Annotated in this window: 17 protein-coding genes; 1 reads left to right on the top strand and 16 read right to left on the bottom strand. The window is 49.4% G+C overall.

Annotation, left to right across the window (positions count from 1 at the left end; translation table 11 throughout):
• Nucleotide 1: 1 nt before the first annotated feature.
• The 6 genes from ABD836_RS10735 to ABD836_RS10710 all read right to left on the bottom strand — a co-directional run bounded on the left by ABD836_RS10735 (nucleotide 2) and on the right by ABD836_RS10710 (nucleotide 7,234).
• Nucleotides 2–1,153, bottom strand: a complete 1,152-nt coding sequence (locus ABD836_RS10735; protein WP_344935612.1) for a CaiB/BaiF CoA transferase family protein — start codon at nucleotides 1,151–1,153, stop codon at nucleotides 2–4.
• Between the two features lie 106 nt (nucleotides 1,154–1,259).
• Complete coding sequence (locus ABD836_RS10730) at nucleotides 1,260–2,081, bottom strand: crotonase/enoyl-CoA hydratase family protein (protein WP_344935610.1); 822 nt, start codon at nucleotides 2,079–2,081, stop codon at nucleotides 1,260–1,262.
• A gap of 110 nt (nucleotides 2,082–2,191) precedes the next feature.
• Nucleotides 2,192–3,823, bottom strand: coding sequence for an acyl-CoA synthetase (locus tag ABD836_RS10725; RefSeq protein ID WP_344935608.1), 1,632 nt, complete (start codon nucleotides 3,821–3,823; stop codon nucleotides 2,192–2,194).
• A gap of 210 nt (nucleotides 3,824–4,033) precedes the next feature.
• Complete coding sequence (locus tag ABD836_RS10720; protein WP_344935606.1) at nucleotides 4,034–5,197, bottom strand: thiolase domain-containing protein; 1,164 nt, start codon at nucleotides 5,195–5,197, stop codon at nucleotides 4,034–4,036.
• Nucleotides 5,197–6,270 carry a thiolase domain-containing protein gene (locus ABD836_RS10715; protein ID WP_344935604.1) on the bottom strand — a complete coding sequence of 358 codons (1,074 nt, stop codon included), beginning with the start codon at nucleotides 6,268–6,270 and terminating at the stop codon, nucleotides 5,197–5,199. Before ABD836_RS10715 ends, ABD836_RS10720 begins: the two co-directional genes overlap by 1 nt.
• A complete protein-coding gene (locus ABD836_RS10710) occupies nucleotides 6,257–7,234 on the bottom strand; it encodes a Zn-ribbon domain-containing OB-fold protein (protein WP_344935602.1) in 978 nt (325 codons plus the stop codon). The genes ABD836_RS10715 and ABD836_RS10710 overlap by 14 nt, the downstream gene beginning before the upstream one ends.
• A 204-nt stretch (nucleotides 7,235–7,438) precedes the next feature.
• Between ABD836_RS10710 and ABD836_RS10705 the strand changes: the two genes are divergently transcribed.
• Nucleotides 7,439–7,858 (top strand): YbaN family protein, encoded by a 420-nt coding sequence (locus tag ABD836_RS10705; protein WP_344935600.1) that lies wholly within the window; start codon nucleotides 7,439–7,441, stop codon nucleotides 7,856–7,858.
• A 33-nt stretch (nucleotides 7,859–7,891) separates the two neighbouring features.
• On the opposite strand, the gene ABD836_RS10700 is transcribed toward ABD836_RS10705, so the two are convergent.
• The 10 genes from ABD836_RS10700 to rlmN form a co-directional block, all read right to left on the bottom strand.
• Nucleotides 7,892–8,278, bottom strand: a complete 387-nt coding sequence (locus ABD836_RS10700; RefSeq protein WP_344935597.1) for a tautomerase family protein — start codon at nucleotides 8,276–8,278, stop codon at nucleotides 7,892–7,894.
• 85 nt (nucleotides 8,279–8,363) lie between these two features.
• Entirely contained in the window at nucleotides 8,364–8,756 is a 393-nt protein-coding gene (locus ABD836_RS10695; RefSeq protein WP_344935594.1) for a group III truncated hemoglobin, read from the bottom strand.
• Nucleotides 8,757–8,835: 79 nt separating this feature from the next.
• Entirely contained in the window at nucleotides 8,836–10,245 is a 1,410-nt protein-coding gene (gene der, locus ABD836_RS10690) for a ribosome biogenesis GTPase Der (RefSeq protein ID WP_344935592.1), read from the bottom strand.
• A 54-nt stretch (nucleotides 10,246–10,299) separates the two neighbouring features.
• Complete coding sequence (bamB, locus tag ABD836_RS10685; protein WP_344935590.1) at nucleotides 10,300–11,451, bottom strand: outer membrane protein assembly factor BamB; 1,152 nt, start codon at nucleotides 11,449–11,451, stop codon at nucleotides 10,300–10,302.
• Nucleotides 11,451–12,128, bottom strand: a complete 678-nt coding sequence (locus ABD836_RS10680) for a YfgM family protein (RefSeq protein ID WP_344935587.1) — start codon at nucleotides 12,126–12,128, stop codon at nucleotides 11,451–11,453. The genes bamB and ABD836_RS10680 overlap by 1 nt, the downstream gene beginning before the upstream one ends.
• Before the next feature lie 75 nt (nucleotides 12,129–12,203).
• Nucleotides 12,204–13,481 carry a histidine--tRNA ligase gene (hisS, locus tag ABD836_RS10675; protein ID WP_344935584.1) on the bottom strand — a complete coding sequence of 426 codons (1,278 nt, stop codon included), beginning with the start codon at nucleotides 13,479–13,481 and terminating at the stop codon, nucleotides 12,204–12,206.
• A 55-nt stretch (nucleotides 13,482–13,536) separates the two neighbouring features.
• Entirely contained in the window at nucleotides 13,537–14,649 is a 1,113-nt protein-coding gene (gene ispG / locus ABD836_RS10670) for a flavodoxin-dependent (E)-4-hydroxy-3-methylbut-2-enyl-diphosphate synthase (protein WP_344935582.1), read from the bottom strand.
• Complete coding sequence (locus ABD836_RS10665) at nucleotides 14,646–15,437, bottom strand: helix-turn-helix domain-containing protein (protein WP_344935580.1); 792 nt, start codon at nucleotides 15,435–15,437, stop codon at nucleotides 14,646–14,648. The genes ispG and ABD836_RS10665 overlap by 4 nt, the downstream gene beginning before the upstream one ends.
• Nucleotides 15,438–15,447: 10 nt before the next feature.
• Nucleotides 15,448–16,260 (bottom strand): type IV pilus biogenesis/stability protein PilW, encoded by an 813-nt coding sequence (gene pilW, locus ABD836_RS10660; RefSeq protein WP_344935578.1) that lies wholly within the window; start codon nucleotides 16,258–16,260, stop codon nucleotides 15,448–15,450.
• A 22-nt stretch (nucleotides 16,261–16,282) separates the two neighbouring features.
• Nucleotides 16,283–17,443, bottom strand: a complete 1,161-nt coding sequence (gene rlmN, locus ABD836_RS10655; RefSeq protein WP_344935575.1) for a dual-specificity RNA methyltransferase RlmN — start codon at nucleotides 17,441–17,443, stop codon at nucleotides 16,283–16,285.
• Between the last annotated feature and the right edge of the window lie 15 nt (nucleotides 17,444–17,458).

Below are 17,458 nucleotides of genomic sequence, written 5' to 3'. Positions count from 1 at the left end.
ATTATTCTGCCTGTTTTACGGCGCCTGTTGCCAGTAGTACTGAAATTCCAGCGGCATCAAAACCAAGGCCTTCCAACAAGGCTCGTGAGTCTTCACCTTCAGCAATGGGGCCGTTGCTGAGTTCACCGGGTGTGCGAGAAAATCTTGGGGCTGGCGCCGATTGTAAAACACCGTCGCGGCGCACAAGATTCTGTCGATGCTGATTATGCGAATAGGTCTCTGCCTCGTCCAGATCTAAAACAGGTGCAAAGCAGGCATCGCTACCGGCAAAGACCTCACACCATTCTTCACGGGTTTTCTCTAAGAAGCGCGTTGCCATAGCGGCGCGGCGACGCGGCCACGCGCTTTTATCGAGCTGATTTAGGTAATCGGCGCCGCCAAAATCCAGATCGAGCTTTTCTAACAGTTGCGCATAAAAGTGTGGCTCTATTGCACCGACTGACACTGAACGTCCGTCTTTACATAGGTAGTTTCGATAGAACGGTGCACCGCCATCAAGTAAATTTTGTTCGCGCTGACCATCCCAAAAACCAATACCTTTGAGACCGTGAATGGTACTGAGCAATGAAATTGTACCGTCACAAATTGCCGCATCAACTACTTGGCCTCGACCAGACTGCTGCCTCTCTAAGAGTGCCGATAAAACACCCAACAATAAAAACATTGAGCCACCACCAAGATCACCAATAACATTCAGTGGCACTGGCGGCGCCTCGCCCCGATTGCCAAAGCTATCCAATACACCGGTAATAGCTATGTAATTAAGATCGTGCGCAGCGGTTTTTGCCAGCGGGCCATCTTGTCCCCAGCCGGTCATACGGCCATACACCAAACGCGAATTACGCTGAGTGCAAACTTCCGGCCCCAGACCAAGCTTTTCCATAACGCCAGGGCGAAAACACTCAATAAGTACATCGGCGTCATCTATCAAACGCAAAACAACGTCAACGGCCTCAGTTTTCTTTAGATCTAATGCGATGGATTTACGACCCCGTGCAGTCACGTCGCCAGGATTCGCCCCCATACCGCCGCCACTAGCACGATCGATACGAATAACCTCCGCACCAAGATCAGCCAATAACATGCAGGCATAAGGCGCGGGGCCGATGCCTGCCATTTCAAGAACACGAATGCCGTTTAAGGGGCCGGACATGAAAGGTCCTCAATAATTTTGGGGGACGCTAGATGGGAGATGTAGAACGCTAAAAAGAAGCGAGCAGCACTTGTAGCTCCCCACCCCCTATTAGCGCTAAGCTTTTTTATTCGCCGGTAAAGACCGCTGGGCGTTTTTCTTTGAATGCACGCATTCCTTCCTTCGCATCTTTTGACGCGAATACTGGACCCGCCAGTTCGTCGGATTTTTGCATGGCTTCGTCTTCGCTAAGGTGTTCGGTGTGCTCGCGCAGTGAGCGCACGACCGCTTTAACTGCCAACGGGCCATTGGCGCAAATTTTAGCGGCAAACTTCTTGGCTTCGTTGAGGGTTTCACCTTTAGGAACTACACGATTGATGAGACCAAAATCCAGTGCCTGTTGGGCGCTAACTCGGTCACCTGTCAGCAGTATTTCGGCCGCTATGCAGTAAGGAATTTGCTTGCGCAATCGAATTGTTGAGCCCGACATAGGGTAAAGCCCCCGCGCCACTTCAGTCACACCAAAAATCGCATCTTCGGCGGCGATGCGAATGTCAGTGCCTTGCAGTATTTCCGTGCCACCTGCTAGGGCAAAACCCTCTACAGCGAGAATCAAAGGCTTGCATGGCCGGTTTTCCCGCAGCAGTGCCTGCCAGTGAACATTTGGGACAGTGGCCATGATAGTCATAAATTCTTCAGCGGTTGCTTGATCGCCGTCGGGGCCAACTTTTAAATCCATACCAGCACTAAACGTATCGCCGTTCGCTGTTAAAATAGCGCAGTGTAAATTGTCGTCTTCGTCTAATAACCGCCAAGCCTTGTACATGCCAAGCAGCATTTCTGAGCTAAAGGCATTTTTTGCCTCTGGGCGGTTTAAGGTCACAATTAAGACATTGCCTTCTTGTTCAACGAGGCAGTGCTTGGTACTGATGTTTAATTCTGTTGGCATATTCGCTCCGTTTAAATTACTCGATGCCGGACGGGAGACGCAAAACCCAAGTAACATGTGGGCCTTTTTCTGAGCTTAGCGTCTTCCGTCTCCAGTCAAGCGTCTTCCCCTTAGGCCACTGCACCAGCGCCGCTTTCAGCAAAGGCTTTAGCAGTTTTGTAATCCGGTTTGCCACTTGGGGCACGAGGAAGCTCATCAATAAGATGAATTTCGCGGGGTACTTTGTAACCAGCAATGTGCTTACGGCAATGCTCTTGCACGTTATTTAGGTCGAGTTTTATGCCCTTGCGTGCCTGAATAATTGCGCTAACGCGGTTGCCCCAGCGGTCATCGGCCACGCCGACGACCAGTGCATCAAAAATACCCTCGTGCGCTTTGAGTGCGTCTTCCACTTCTTCTGGAAAGATTTTTTCACCACCGCTATTAATACAATTAGAGCCACGGCCAAATACAGTTATTGAGCCATCGTCCTCAATTTTCGCGGCGTCACCCGTCAACAGCCAGCGCTTGCCATCGACTTCGATAAAGGTCTTTGCAGTTTTTACCGGGTCGTTGTAATAGCCCATTGGGATGTAGCCAGAGCGTGCAAATATACCGGTTTCACCGATTTCTGCGTGGCGCCGAGGCTGACCTTCTTCGTCGATGATAACGTCCATTTCGTCATTTCGACTTACATTACCAAGACCCGATGCCGTCTTTTTACTGCCGTTGTCCATCCCCATTTGGCCACCTTCAGAAGAGCCAAAGCTATTGGTGATAAACACATTAGGAAAATATTTTTTAAAGGCTTCTTGCTTAGCATCAGAGAATATCGCGCCGCCAGAACCCACGTTGAATACGTTTGATAAATCCCAACGATCTGGATTTTCAGCCAGCGCATCCAGCAGTGGAATAGCCATCGCGTCGCCAACAATTTGTATGGCGTGGATTTTTTCGTCGGCAACAATTTGCCACACCGCAGCGCCGTCAAAGGAACGATGATGATTTAGAATCAAGGTGTTACCGGCCAACAATTGGATACAGGCATACCACCATGAGGCACCGTGCATGAGCGGTGCGAGTGCGATACCGCGCAGTGGATTCTCGGAAACGCGGCTAGCCATGTCTTCTGGTACAACACAGGCGCCCAGTGGCGAAAAATGGCCACCCCCGCCCATCGCAGCAAAAAATACATTTTCATGGGGCCACATTACGCCCTTGGGCATACCCGTGGTGCCACCGGTATAGAGAATAAAATAATCGCTGCCGCAGCGTTCAGTAAAATCGCGCGCTTTATTTTGACCTTCTTTCGCCGCGTGATAATCCACCGCGCCGACCGCGCTTAAATCTTCGTCGCTCTGATCCGGCACTGAAATAAACACCTTCAGCTTTTTAGCTGCTTCGCGCACCTCAGCAATAGCCGGTATAAATTCCCGGTGGTGAATACACGCCACCATATCCGCATTGTCGAAGATGTAGAGCAACTCGTCTTTAACATAGCGGTAATTGACGTTAATTGGCACGGCGCGAATTTTAAAACAGGCCAGCATTGCTTCTAGGTATTCGCTGCAGTTATACATATACAAGCCAACATGATCGCCAGCTTTTACACCCTGCGCTGCCAAATAGTGGGCCATTTGGTTGGCGCCAGCATCTAACTCGGCAAAACTACTCCGATTGCTACCGCAAACCAGCGCTTCGCGCTCGGGTACTTTGTCGGCAACAGCCTCGAATAAATCGGCAAGATTAAAGTGCATTCCCATAAGCCAGTCCTTTCTTATTTTGAAGGCGGTAATTAGCTTCGCCCTGCGGTGTTGTGTGATTGCTAGCGCGGTCACGGCTACACCCAATACGACAGATGTTGCGCAGCGACCACGTTAATTTGTACGATAAAGCCCAATGTAGCAATCGCAGCCCGCCGTGGCCATCCTCCCAAGAGACGATGCCACCGACGCCGCTGCTACTGCGTATATTTAAGGCTTGTCAGCACTCACTACCCACATTGAAAAGAACTGAGCACCACCACCGTAAGCATGGCCTAGGGCTGTTTTAGCACCCTCAACCTGATGTCCATGGGCTTCACCACGCACCTGTTGTGCCGCTTCAGCAAAACGAATCATACCGGAGGCGCCAATCGGGTTTGATGACAAAACACCACCAGAGCAGTTCCACGGGATGTCGCCACCCTCATCAAGCGAAGTAGCGCCGCTCATGGTTAACTCCCAGCCCTTGCCAACGTCAGCAAAGCCGAGGTTCTCGAGCCACATTGGCTCATACCATGAGAACGGTACATAGACTTCGGCACAATCAAGATCTTTACGGGGATTATGAATACCAGCCTGCGCGTAAACATCTTTGGCGCAGTCAATCCCTGCCTGAGGGTTTACTTGTTCGCGACCAGCATACATCGTTGGCTCAGAGCGCATAGCCGTTCCGCGAATCCAGGCTGGCTTGCGCGGAGATTTAGTCGCTAATTCCTCATTGGCGATAATCATGGCACAGGCGCCATCGGATGATGGGCAGGCTTCCAAAAAACGCAGCGGCTCCCACAGCATTGGACTGTCTTCCACTTCTTTCATGGTGATATTAGGCAGCTGCAAATGCGCCAGTGGGTTTCTTGCGCCGTGCAGGCGATCCTTAACGGCCACTTTGATACCGGCGTCGTAAGGTGCATTTGAGCGGCGCATATACTCACGAATAATCGGCGCAAAATAGCCGCCAGCGCCCGCATTCAAATGTGGAGAAAACGGCTGGGGATTGGAGAGCGCCCACATTGCGTTGGACTCCGACTGTTTCTCAAACGACACAGTTAAAATGCGTTTGAAAACACCGCTTTGAATATACGACGCCGCCACCACTGCGGTTGAGCCGCCCACGGAACCCGCCGTGTGAACTCGTAGCATAGGCTTACCGTTACAACCCAATGCATCCGTAAGATACAGCTCAGGCATGATGACACCTTCAAACATATCTGGGGCTTTACCGAGGATAACGGCGTCAATATCATTCCAATCTAGACCCGCGTCTTCTAGCGCGGCCACTGCCGCCTCGCGCACTAATCCAGCAATGGAAACGTCTTTGCGTTTAGTTTTATATTTGGTCTGGCCTACGCCAACAACCGCTGCTAACTGGGCCATTATTTCGCCTCCAATACGGTAACCAGATTTTGTTGCAGACACGGACCAGAGGTAGCGTGTGCAACACCGCGCTTGGCTTCACCACGAATAATACGCATCGCCACTTCGCCGATACGGGACAAGCCCGATGCCATCATTACATTGCCAGCCAAAACACCACCAGACGGATTAATGACAGTATCGTCGCTTAGTCCCAAGGCCCGCTTGAGAATAATTTCTTGGTGACTAAAGGGTGCGTATAACTCGGCGACATCAACAGCGCCGTTATTTACGCCAGCCGCTTCACCTGCAATTTCGGTAGAGACAGAACGGCTTAAATCTCGCGAGCCGATATGGTGAGTTTCAATACGGTGATCAATACCTTTGATTACGGCATAGGGCTTACCCCATTCCTCTGCTTTTTCTACCGTACAAATAATCATTGCACAGGCACCGTCGGAAATTGGGCAGCAATCGTGACGACGAAGTGGCGACATATACATTGGTTCAGCCAACAGGCTGGCAGCATCACCGTCGCCCTTGAGCTGGGCGTGGGGGTTACTCAAGGCATTATTACGCGAGCGCGAGACAACTTCCGCCATATCTAACTCACTGATGATGCCCGAGTCCAGCATCGTGCGAGCTTGCATCGCGGCAAAGGCGATCGTATCTACCCAAAGCGGTGCCAAATAGTAAGGATCAAGCTGCTGGGACAACACAATAGGTAATTCGCCGGGTGACGATTTACCAAAGCCATAGAGCAGTGCCGACTCCGCGTGGCCCATTTGTATTTTTAACCAGCCTTCATAAAGCGCCCAAGCTGCATCCATTTCAACGTGAGATTCTTTGATCGGCGGTACCGCACCAAGAGCGTCAACACCCGCAACAAAGGCAAACGCGGCGCCTTGCTGGTAATCGCAGCTGCCCGAGCAGGTAAAATCTACGTCTTGCGCATTTTTAATACCCGCCTGCTTATATACATCCTGCAATACTGGCATGATCAGTTCTACTTCGTTTTGCGCTCCAGCATCGCGCTGGCAATTCGATTGCGCAAAGGCAACTATCGCAACATCCCGCATCTTATTTGCCCTCATCGATTAGTTTTCCGATTTCATTGACCGCCATATCAGGCTCGTCGATCGGTTTGAAATATTGAATATTCTCCATGGCGTAGCCCCATTCAGCCTCGGGCTTCCAGACTGCTTCAACCCGCATACCAATGCGCACGTCTTCGTTTTTACATTCGCTGAGCAGGTGTAGAAAGCTTAGGTTCGCGCCATCTAAAACCAGATTGGCAATAACATAGGGCGGTTTAATGGGATTCCCGGGAATAGGAATATAGACAATAGTGAAGGACTCCACGGTGGCCTTATTGCCCAGCACCACTTCTTCGACCGTCGGCACACCGCATGCAGCACAAGAGCCCCGCGGCGGAATATAAACATTGCGGCAATTCGGGCAGCGCTGACCAACCAACTGGCCTTTTTTAACGGAGCGCAAGTACAGTGCTGTCGCTTTTCCCGCGGTGAAGTTATAGGTTAAATAAATCGGCGCTTCCATGCCCGTAATCGTTTCTGTTGCTTCATTGACCTTTAATTCGCCCAACAAGGCTACCGCTTCAGGGACAAAGCCGTTTACATCAGACATCAATCCCTTCGTTTCTTCGGCCCAGCGTACTTTTACGCGCATTCCGGTGCTCATTGCCGCCTCGTCACCGGCGTCGACCCAGTGCAACATAGGTGTGTCCGCGCCATCGAGCTGAATCATTGCCCACGCAAATGGCTTGTCGCTGGGGTGAGCCTTTCGAGGGTGACTGACCCAGCACCAAGTTTTAACGACACCACTGTCGGCTAGCTCGACAAATTCCGTTAGGGCCGCAGCGCTGACGGGATCAAATTCGACCGGCGGCATCAATACCTTGCCATCACTGGCTTTAATACCGACCATTTTACGGTCGCGCAATGAGGTCAGGAACTGACCGACAATCGGGCCTGTCGAACGGGTATAGGTATACCCGAGGGTAAAGGCCTGGCTTAGCACTTCAGCCGATGCAGCCATCTGTTTTCTCCTTCACAGTTAAGTACAGTAAATTCCAACGCGGCCTGTAATATTGATTTACAACTATTGGCACGACAGCTTCGCGTAGAATGAGATATTCTTGAATTGAGTATCTCTGGGCGACCAAAAACAGACAATGTCGCAGCTGATCAAGTCGCTGACAAAAACGATCATGTCTAGCCAACACGATGAATAGGATGAACAATGGTGGCGAAAACCCCATACCAACATCGCAACCCCATAATTCGCTATGCGCTATTCATATTAGGGTGGATTTCATTTGCGCTCGGGATGATCGGACTGCTTTTACCTGTGGTGCCGACATCGCCATTTTTGATACTCAGCGCAGCATGTTTCTTACGTAGCTCGCCACGCTTCTACACCTGGCTTACGGAGCACCGCTGGTGGGGACGTTATATTCGCTATTTTTTAGACGGCCAAGGCATTCCGCGCCGGATTAAGGCGCTCATTCTGGGAATGTTGTGGATTATGATTCTGAGCAGCGCACTGCTCATAGTAAAGATTATCTGGGTGTCCATAACAATGGTTATCATCGCGATGGCAGTTTCCATTTATATTATTAGGCTGCCGAATCCCGAGCAAACAAAACACGAAGAACGTTAAACTACTGAACGAGAATAATATCTAGGCAGGAAATCATACGTTCAATTGGTAACCAAGATCAGCTGCTTCGTCACCAGTAATCCCGCGAAAGCCCCAACAATGTGCTGGTTGCTCCTTGATCGTAATTTCGATGTCGGCATTAGCGATAAATAGCTCCGCAGATATCCGTTCATAGAGCGCTTTTATCAACGCTTTTTTGGTTTCCACTGTACGACCTAGCATCATATTAATTTCAATAACGGTATACGCCTCAGAACGATCAGTCGGATAGAAGAAGTTTTCCAATTCCAGCGGGATAAAACGATGAGCACGCTTGCCTTCAGGCATTCCAAGCACCGCGACTACGCAGCCATGAATCACTTCGGACAGTTTTGTTTTTATCGGGTTAAGCTGTTCCCTAACGCCATAGACTACAATCATATATATTCCCTTAAGTAGACTGCTCAGTCGTCGCTCCCTAGCAACGCCCTAATAATAGTATATTACTGAACCGCCGCAACTACCCTCACTCATCAACTCTCAATGATGTTGACATATTTCCCGCAATGGTTCTTGCAATACGTTTGGCACGCTCTGTTTTTGCACCACTAAAATGTTCGTCCGCCGTCTCGATAAAATAGGCTAACCAAAGCTTAAAATCACTAAGCTGTAGATTCTGCTTAGCGTGTAATTGACGATGAATATTCATGGTGTGACGCTGATAGCCACTATCGCCTAATAGCAGTTTTTGCCAGTAAGCTTGAATTCGAGGAAAGTGTTCACGAACGTCGATATTGGCAACATCGATAAAAATAGGCGCTAAATGGGGATCAGCGAGCAAGCGCTCATAAAAAGCCTCGACAAAAACCGCGATATTTTCTGGGCTGTCGAGGTCTGGCTTATTAGCTGTATTCATCATAATTAAGTTAAATTTTAGCGAGAGTTTGATGCAAGCAATTCAAACCCTCGTTGCAATGGTAAGCCAATGGCATGAAGACTTATTTTTTCTTCTTGCTGGATTTTTTTGCGGTAAATTTTTTCAAGCGCTGCTTGTGTTCAATCTGCCGTTTCGTCAGCACATTTTTTTTGCCTTCGAAGGGGTTTTCTGAAGTTTTAAATTCAATTTTAATCGGCGTACCCATCATTTTTAATTCACGACGGAATACTTTCTCAAGGTAACGGGTATAACTACCAGGGACTTTCTCAGTCTGGTTACCGTGTATAACGATGATCGGTGGATTCTGGCCACCAGGGTGCGCATAGCGCAATTTTATGCGGCGGCCATTTATCATAGGCGGCGAGTGATCGTGCACCGCGCCTTCAAGAATTGTCGTTAACATACGAGTCTGCAATTGACGGGTAGCCGACTCATAAGCCTTCTCAACCGACTCGTATAGGTGACCAACTCCCGTGCCATGCAGCGCCGAGATAAAGTGAATCTCTGCAAAATCAATAAACTGCAATCGGCGGTCTAATTCGCTTTTGATGTGATTTTTCTGATCCGCAGTCAGGCCATCCCATTTATTAATGGCGACCACCACTGCCCGGCCGGAATCCACTACTTGACCAAGAAGGTGTAAGTCTTGATCAACAATGCTCTCGCGGCCATCCATAACGAGGATAACAACGTTGGCATCATCAATTGCTTTCAGTGTTTTAACTATCGAGAATTTTTCAACGGCCTCAGAAATGTGTTTGCGCTTACGAATACCCGCGGTATCAATCAGAGTGTAATCTTCGCCTTCACGCTGATAGTTAATATACACGCTGTCACGGGTCGTGCCCGGTTGGTCGTACACCACTACACGATCTTCTCCGAGCATGCGGTTAACCAGGGTTGATTTACCGACATTCGGGCGCCCAACTATCGCAATTTTCTTACCTGTCGCTAGCGCAGCTTGTTTGTCCTCAGCCTCCTGGGGAAACTTGGCCAGCACATCGTCCATTAAGGCCCGTACGCCTTTGCCTTGGGTCGCAGTTAGCGGGTAAATATGTTCGGCGCCAGTTTTATAAAATTCCGCTTTGGCGACCTCAGCATCAACACCGTCGACTTTATTGGCAACAAAGAAAACCGGTTTAGAACAGCTGCGCAGATGTTTTATTAAGCCTTCATCAGCTGGCATTAACCCCGCGCGCGAGTCCAGCATTAGCAGCACGACATCGGCTTCATCAATAGCCTGCATCGACTGCTGAGCCATCGGCCCATCTATGCCTTCTTCGTCGCCATTAATGCCGCCAGTATCAATAACGATATAACGACGACTACCATGATTGGCCTCACCGTATTTGCGGTCTCGGGTGAGACCGGGAAAATTAGCCACCAATGCGTCACGGCTTTTAGTCAGCCTGTTAAACAGAGTTGATTTGCCAACATTGGGTCGGCCTACCAAGGCGATTACTGGAACCATAATATTTTTACAACTCTGCTCGGCGCAATGCCGGTATATAACGTTTTAAATCAATTAACGATCTTTCAGTTTATAGGCGACCAATTCGCCGCTATTACCGTAGACATATAATAAATCACCATCGGCCGTCATTGGCGCGCGCAGACCGTCACTGTCAACACGAGTACGCGCCAACAAACGTCCATCGACTTGGGCTAACATGTGCAAATAACCTTCAAAATCACCAACGCCAATTGCGCCTTCAAAGGCAACGGGCTCGGTTAATTCACGACGGGCTAACACGGTTTGCGTCCAGCGCGCACCCTGACCGTTACCGTCTAGGGCATTAACACTACCATCGGCAGCGACTACATAGATATTACCCAGCGCGCTGGTAGCACCCACATAGCTTGAGGTTTCTTTCGCCCAAAGGGGGCGACCACTGCCAATATCAATAGCCATTACTTGGCCCTGATACCCTGTGGCGATCACAGTTTGGCCATCTTCCATGACTAATAGACGACCGTCGACATCAACTAAACGCTCAATTTCGGTGCTGCCCTTAGGAACAGCAACACGTTGCTCCCAGCGCACTGCGCCATTTTCAATATCAAAAGCAACAACACGGCCATTGGCAAATCCAACCATCACCACGCCACTTACAATTTTGGGCGTACTCGTGCCACGCAAGGTTAAACGCGGTAATTGTGAGGTGTAGCGCCACAATTCTTTGCCGTCGGTAGCACTAAAGCCGTGAACCTCACCGCTATACGTTTGCGCAACAACCACATCGCCATCACTTTGCGGCGCGCTAAGCACTTCGCTATTGACTGGTGTAGTCCAAATAATTCCACCCGTTAGGCGATCTAGGCCCACGACTTCACCGTCGGAGGTACCAACAAACAGCATAGTGCCAGACACGCCAATGCCGCCAGAGATGCGCAAATCAAGGGATTTTTTCCAGATCGCTTTGCCACTGGACTTGTTCAGCGCAGCCATTTTCCCATTAGACGAGGCGACAAATATCTCGTCACCATCGATCACCGGAGTTAGGCGGTGGAAAGCTTCCGCCTGACCGTCTCCCAGCGAAAAGGACCAGGCTTCTTTTAATTTTTTCTCAGCATCAAAATCCGTGAGATTTGCAGGCTCGCGACTCGTCGGATCAGAGGCGCAGGCCACTACCATCAGCGTAGCCAGTACGAGACTGAGCTTGCGAAATAAAACCATTAGTTAGTTCCTTTTTCAGTAGTAACGGCAGCGTTGAGATCATTTATCTTCAGATCCAGCAAAGCGTTATTGCTCGGCACCTCCTGCTCACGCGCCAACACTTTTGCTTGCTGGTATGCGCTCAATGCAGCCGCGCTATCACCTTGGGAAAACAATATATCACCGCGCAACTCCGCCGCTTGCGCTGCATAACCGCTACTGGCAGCCGCATCTAATAAAGCCAGTGCCGCAGGAAAATCATCGAGTGCGAAACGCACTTGCGCGAGGCGAACTTGAGTTTGCGCCTTTATTACTGGATCTGGGCCTTGATCTAATACCCACTCCAGTTCACTGGCAGCTATATCGTATTCACCGTCTTGTACGGCGTATTTCGCTTTATACAAACCAGCAAACTGACCGTAACTCAAATTGGCGTACTGGTCTTTTAGGGTACTGGCCAAGTGCTCCGCCGTGCTGCGACTAGTGCCGTCACGCTGCACTGCGGCATCGGCAACCATTAAATTATCAAAAATAGCTGAGGCTTGGGCTGCTTGGTCTTTTGTGTGGCCCTGCCAACCTTTCCAACCAAAAACGATTGCCAGCGCGAGGCCAATGCCAAAAACCGTCGATTTACCGTTTTCCTGCCACCATCTTTTAATGGCTTCGACTTGTTCTTCTTCTGTACGAAACGTTTCCACTTAACTTCCTCTCCGACGTAGGCAGTGCCCTAAGATTGTGTAATAAAATGCGTTAATAACTCACCCTAAGGGTGCTTAAAAAAATGTTTTGCCAATATAGCCAGGTATTTCGACCAGCGCGATAAGCTGCTGTTCACTCTGGCTATCACGCAGCGACTTAACCGCTGCCACTGACCGCGCCAATTCATCTTCACCTAACACGATCGCAACCGTAGCGCCGCTTTTATCTGCTTTCTTAAACTGACTTTTAAAGCTTCCGCCACCGCAGTTGATAAGCACTCTCGCCCCCGGTATCGCGGTCCGCAGTGTTTCCGCTAAAGTAAGCGCGGCAATCTCGGCTTTTTCACCAAGCGATACTATAAACACATCTGCCAAAGCGGGCATTTTCGGCGCCACAGCGAGGGTTTCTAGCAATAGACATAGGCGCTCTATGCCCATCGCAAAGCCCACTGCCGGGGTTGGCTTGCCACCTAGCTGCTCTACTAATCCATCATAGCGTCCACCAGCACACACCGTCCCCTGGGCACCGAGTTTATCGGTTGTCCATTCAAACACTGTCAGGCCGTAATAATCCAGCCCGCGCACAAGCTGGGGATTGAGCTTATAGGGGATTCCAGCGGCGTCAAGCCGCGCGCACAATCCCTGAAAGTGAGCGCGCGAAACCTCGTCGAGATAATCCGCTAGTACCGGCGCAGCCAACAAAATTTCTCTGGTTTTGGGGTCTTTAGTATCAAGTATACGCAGCGGATTACTACCAAGCCGACGCAAGCTGTCTTCGTCTAGTTGATCTTTAAATTCAGACAAATAATCGACAAGAGCCTGGCGATATTTGGCGCGGGAATCCGCATTACCGATACTATTAAGCTCAAGTGTCAGTGCATCACTGATACCGAGTTCGCGCCACAAGCGCGCACTGAGCAAAATCAGTTCCGCATCGATATCTGGCCCAGTCATACCAAAGGTTTCTACCCCAACCTGATGAAACTGGCGCAAGCGCCCCTTCTGAGGACGCTCATGACGGAACATCGGACCGGTATACCAAAGACGTTGAATCTGATTGTGCAGCAATCCATTTTGATCGCAGGCCCGCACACAGCTAGCAGTACCTTCCGGGCGCAAAGTCAGACTATCGCCATTGCGATCTTCAAAGGTGTACATTTCTTTTTCAACAATATCGGTGACTTCACCAATAGAGCGTTTGAATAATTCAGTGTGCTCAACTATCGGGAAGCGTATTTCGCTATACCCATAACGGCTGAGTACGTCGCGAATTTTTGCTTCCAGATACTGCCAAAGTGGCGTTTCTGTGGGCAGAATATCGTTCATACCCCTGATTGATTGTATACGTGCCAAAACTGATTCCTGTCTGCCGCTAGTGCGGCACTACTTTATTTAAATGCAAAAAACCTTAACTGCGGGCAATAAGGTCTTTTTCCTGCTCGGCTTTAACCGCGATCTTTTCACGGATCAATTTTTCAAGATGATCAACCAAGCCTTCATTCTTCACTTTATGATCTGGTTTGCCCGCCACGTACACCAAATTATTGGGTGTGCCACCAGTCAATCCAATTTCAGCTTCTTTTGCTTCGCCAGGGCCATTCACAATACAGCCAATAACGGCCACGTCGAGTGGAATGGTGACATCGTCAAGACGCGCTTCGAGCTCGTTCATGGTGCTGATCACATCAAAGTTTTGACGCGAGCAGCTCGGACAAGCAATAAAATTTATCCCCTTAGTGCGCAGTTTAAGGCTTTTCAAAATTTCATAGCCAACTTTTACTTCTTCAACGGGGTCAGCCGCCAATGACACTCGAATCGTATCTCCAATGCCGTCCATCAGGAGCAGACCCAAGCCCACTGCTGATTTAACTGTACCACCGCGCAAACCACCCGCTTCAGTTATGCCCAAGTGCAGCGGCTGATCTATTTGGCTCGCAATCTGACGATAAGCGGCCACAGCCATAAATACATCCGAGGCTTTTACGCTGAGTTTAAAGTCTTGGAAATCCAATTTATCGAGAATGTCGATATGACGCATAGCGGATTCAACCAAGGCCTCTGGCGTTGGCTCACCGTATTTGCGCTGGAGTTCTTTTTCTAAAGAACCCGCATTTACCCCGATGCGAATCGGGATATTGTGATATTTGGCAGCGTCGATAACCGCGCGCACTCGGTCTTCACGACCAATATTACCGGGATTAATACGCAGGCAATCTACGCCGTATTCAGCAACCTTGATCGCAATTTTATGATCAAAGTGAATGTCGGCGACCAATGGAACCGAAACTTGCTTACGTATTTCGCGAAACGCTTCCGCAGCTTCCATACTAGGCACCGAAACCCGCACAATATCGGCACACGCCGCTTCTAAACGTTTTATTTGCGCTACCGTCGCCGCAACGTCACAAGTTTCAGTATTGGTCATGCTCTGCACTGAAATAGGCGCATCGCCACCCACTGCAACGCTACCAATATGAATCTGTCGCGATATTCGGCGCTTGATCGGAGAGGCCATTTTCATAATTCACCTACCTTCACACGTACTGCATTACTATTTACCAAGTTCTTCAACTCTATTTTTTGGCCGTTATATTGGCTAATCACTGCCGGCCAATAAGCCATGCTAATGGTAACAGGGCCCTGAATATCAAAACGCAATTTTTCGCCTTTGTCCTGCACACCGCTCATCACCACACTATTCTGAACGTCGCGCAACTCTATCCAAACTGGTTCCAAAAGCTCAAATTCCACTTCTGCGGCCTCAGCGGTCGCACTAGACGATTCTGCTTGTTTATCGAGTGTCGGCGAGTCGATACCCGTGGCCAATAAAACCTCACCCAAAGAAGGCGTAATATCAATTTCCGTAAGGGGTTCAAAACGTTCCGCCAAAACACTTACGACTAATTCTGGCTCTGGCTTACCACCATATACCCAGACCGCAATACACCACACTAATAAGGAAACAATTAAAGCGGATATCAACGGTGGGTTACCTGGTGCCTTAGCAATGCCTTGTGGCCGCGTTGGCTTCTGGCCTTTACTGTCTTCTTCGCGACGACAAATACGGTCGCAATCTTTTAGTAATGGTGTTTCATCTAGCCCTAAATACCGGGCATAGCTTTTAATATAGCCGCGAGCAAATAGCGGGGAGTTAAACCGCGAGTAATCGTTGTTTTCTAGCGCCTCAACATAGCTATTCAGCAAATTTAGTGCTTCGGCAGTTTCAAGTACGGTCTTACCGGCGCTAATACGCGCATCATATAAAACTGAACCCGGTGGTCCCGGGTAGTAATCGTCATTTCCCGGCATTTAGAGGTCCTTAACGGCTGCCACCGTTACCATTCTGAATATAGGCTTTATACAAAAGATACTCTTCAGACTTAGGGTATAAATTCTTAAGCGCCAGCGCAAAACTCGCATGGGTGTTCTTGTCATCAAATTTATCAGCTAAACGAATACCCAACCACAAGGCACTGGCCGACTGATTAGGGCTTTTACTACGAAAGGCATCGTAATAGCGCTGGGCTTCAGCAAAACGGCCCATCCGAAAATAAACTTCGGCTAGTGACATTAAGACATTCGCATCATCGCCCTGCATCAAAAATGCGCGTTTGAAGGCCTCTTCCGCCTTGGGCAGTTCATTTAACTGCATATAGCAACGACCGAGATTAACAAACGCCTCGACGCGTTTTTCATAAAGTAATTCCTGTACTACGATTTCGAGCTGACTTGCGGCCTCATCATAACGACCCCGTGCATACAAAAACGCCGCGTAATTATTACGTACCCTGGAAACTTTAGGCGCCGAAGCTATTGACCTCTGATAGTACTTTTCAGCCATTTCCAGCTCGCCGGTATTCTGAAATACCAAGGCTAGCGCTTCTAAGGTCTCGGGATTGTTCTTGTCTTTTTCCTCAACATACTGGAGGTGGCGCTTAGCCTGATTCCAATTACCTTGAGAAATATAGTTTCGTGCTAATTGCAAAGAAGTATCGAAGGCCTTTTGCTCATCCTTCTTCGAAGCGAAGCCACCGTCTTTAGTGGTAACACAGGCTTGCAGTAATACCAGTGTTAGCGTCGCCATGACAACTCGGGCTAATACGGTGATGCCTTTTTTTCTTAAGCACGACATGCAGTACGCTCCCTTTTAAAAATTATACTAGACGAATCGGCTGCGCTAGTTCTGCCTTTTGGCGATGACGCTCACTGCGCTTGGTGCGATCTTGAACCTGACCTGCTAGCTGCCCACAAGCAGCGTCAATATCATCCCCCCGCGGCGTGCGCACGGTCGTTACATACCCGGCCTCAGTCATAACCAGCCAAAAACGGTTAACCGCGTTATTACTGGGTCGCGTATAGTTCGACAAGGAAAACGGGTTAAACGGAATTAAATTCACCTTGCATGGTAAATCACGCAATACCTCAGCCAGCTCTTTGGCATGCTCAACACCATCGTTAACCCCAGCTATTAAGGTATATTCGATCGTGACAACGCGATGAGTATCCTCTTGCTTGGCAATATAGCGTTTACTCGCGGCCAGTAGTTCAGCAATAGGGTATTTTTTGTTGATAGGTACTAACTGACTGCGCAGCTCATCGTTTGGCGCATGCAAAGAAATCGCTAGCGACACGGTGGAAACATCGCCGAGCTTATCCAGCATCGGCACAACACCAGAAGTACTTAAAGTAACCCGACGCTTAGACAAGCCGTAACCGAAATCATCCAGCATCAAGCTCATGGCCTCAACCACATTATCGAAGTTCAATAACGGCTCACCCATGCCCATCATGACGACATTGGTCACGATGCGCTTGTTGCCATTATTAAAACCGTCGTAGGACTTTATCGCCAACCACACCTGACCGATAATTTCGGAAGCGGTAAGGTCCCGCATAAAGCCCTGCTTGCCTGTTGCGCAAAAGCTGCAATCAAGGCTGCAACCCACCTGCGAGGAGACGCACAATGTGCCGCGCTGGCCGTCTGGGATCAATACCGTTTCAACGAGGTTATTACCGCCAACCTCGACAGCCCACTTTCGTGTGCCATCGATAGAATCGAGCTGCTTAACCACATTTGGAGGACGAATCTCGGCAAGCTCCTGGAGCTTGGCCCGCAAGGGTTTGCCGAGATTGGTCATTTCATCAAAATTGTCGATCCCCGAGTGATGAATCCACTTGAGGATCTGCTGGGCACGAAATGGCTTTTCACCTATGGAGCTGAGGTACGCCTCCATATTTTTGCGCGACATGCCGAGCAAATTTACTCGGGGCTGCTGCACAAGCGCGGTGGGGTCGGTTTGATTTTCTGTTGCCATTATCGTGCCCTGCAA

It is taken from the genome of Zhongshania borealis, from assembly GCF_039539625.1.
Classification (GTDB): Bacteria; Pseudomonadota; Gammaproteobacteria; order Pseudomonadales; family Spongiibacteraceae; genus Spongiibacter; species Spongiibacter borealis.
This window is presented reverse-complemented; position numbering and strand designations above follow the sequence as displayed.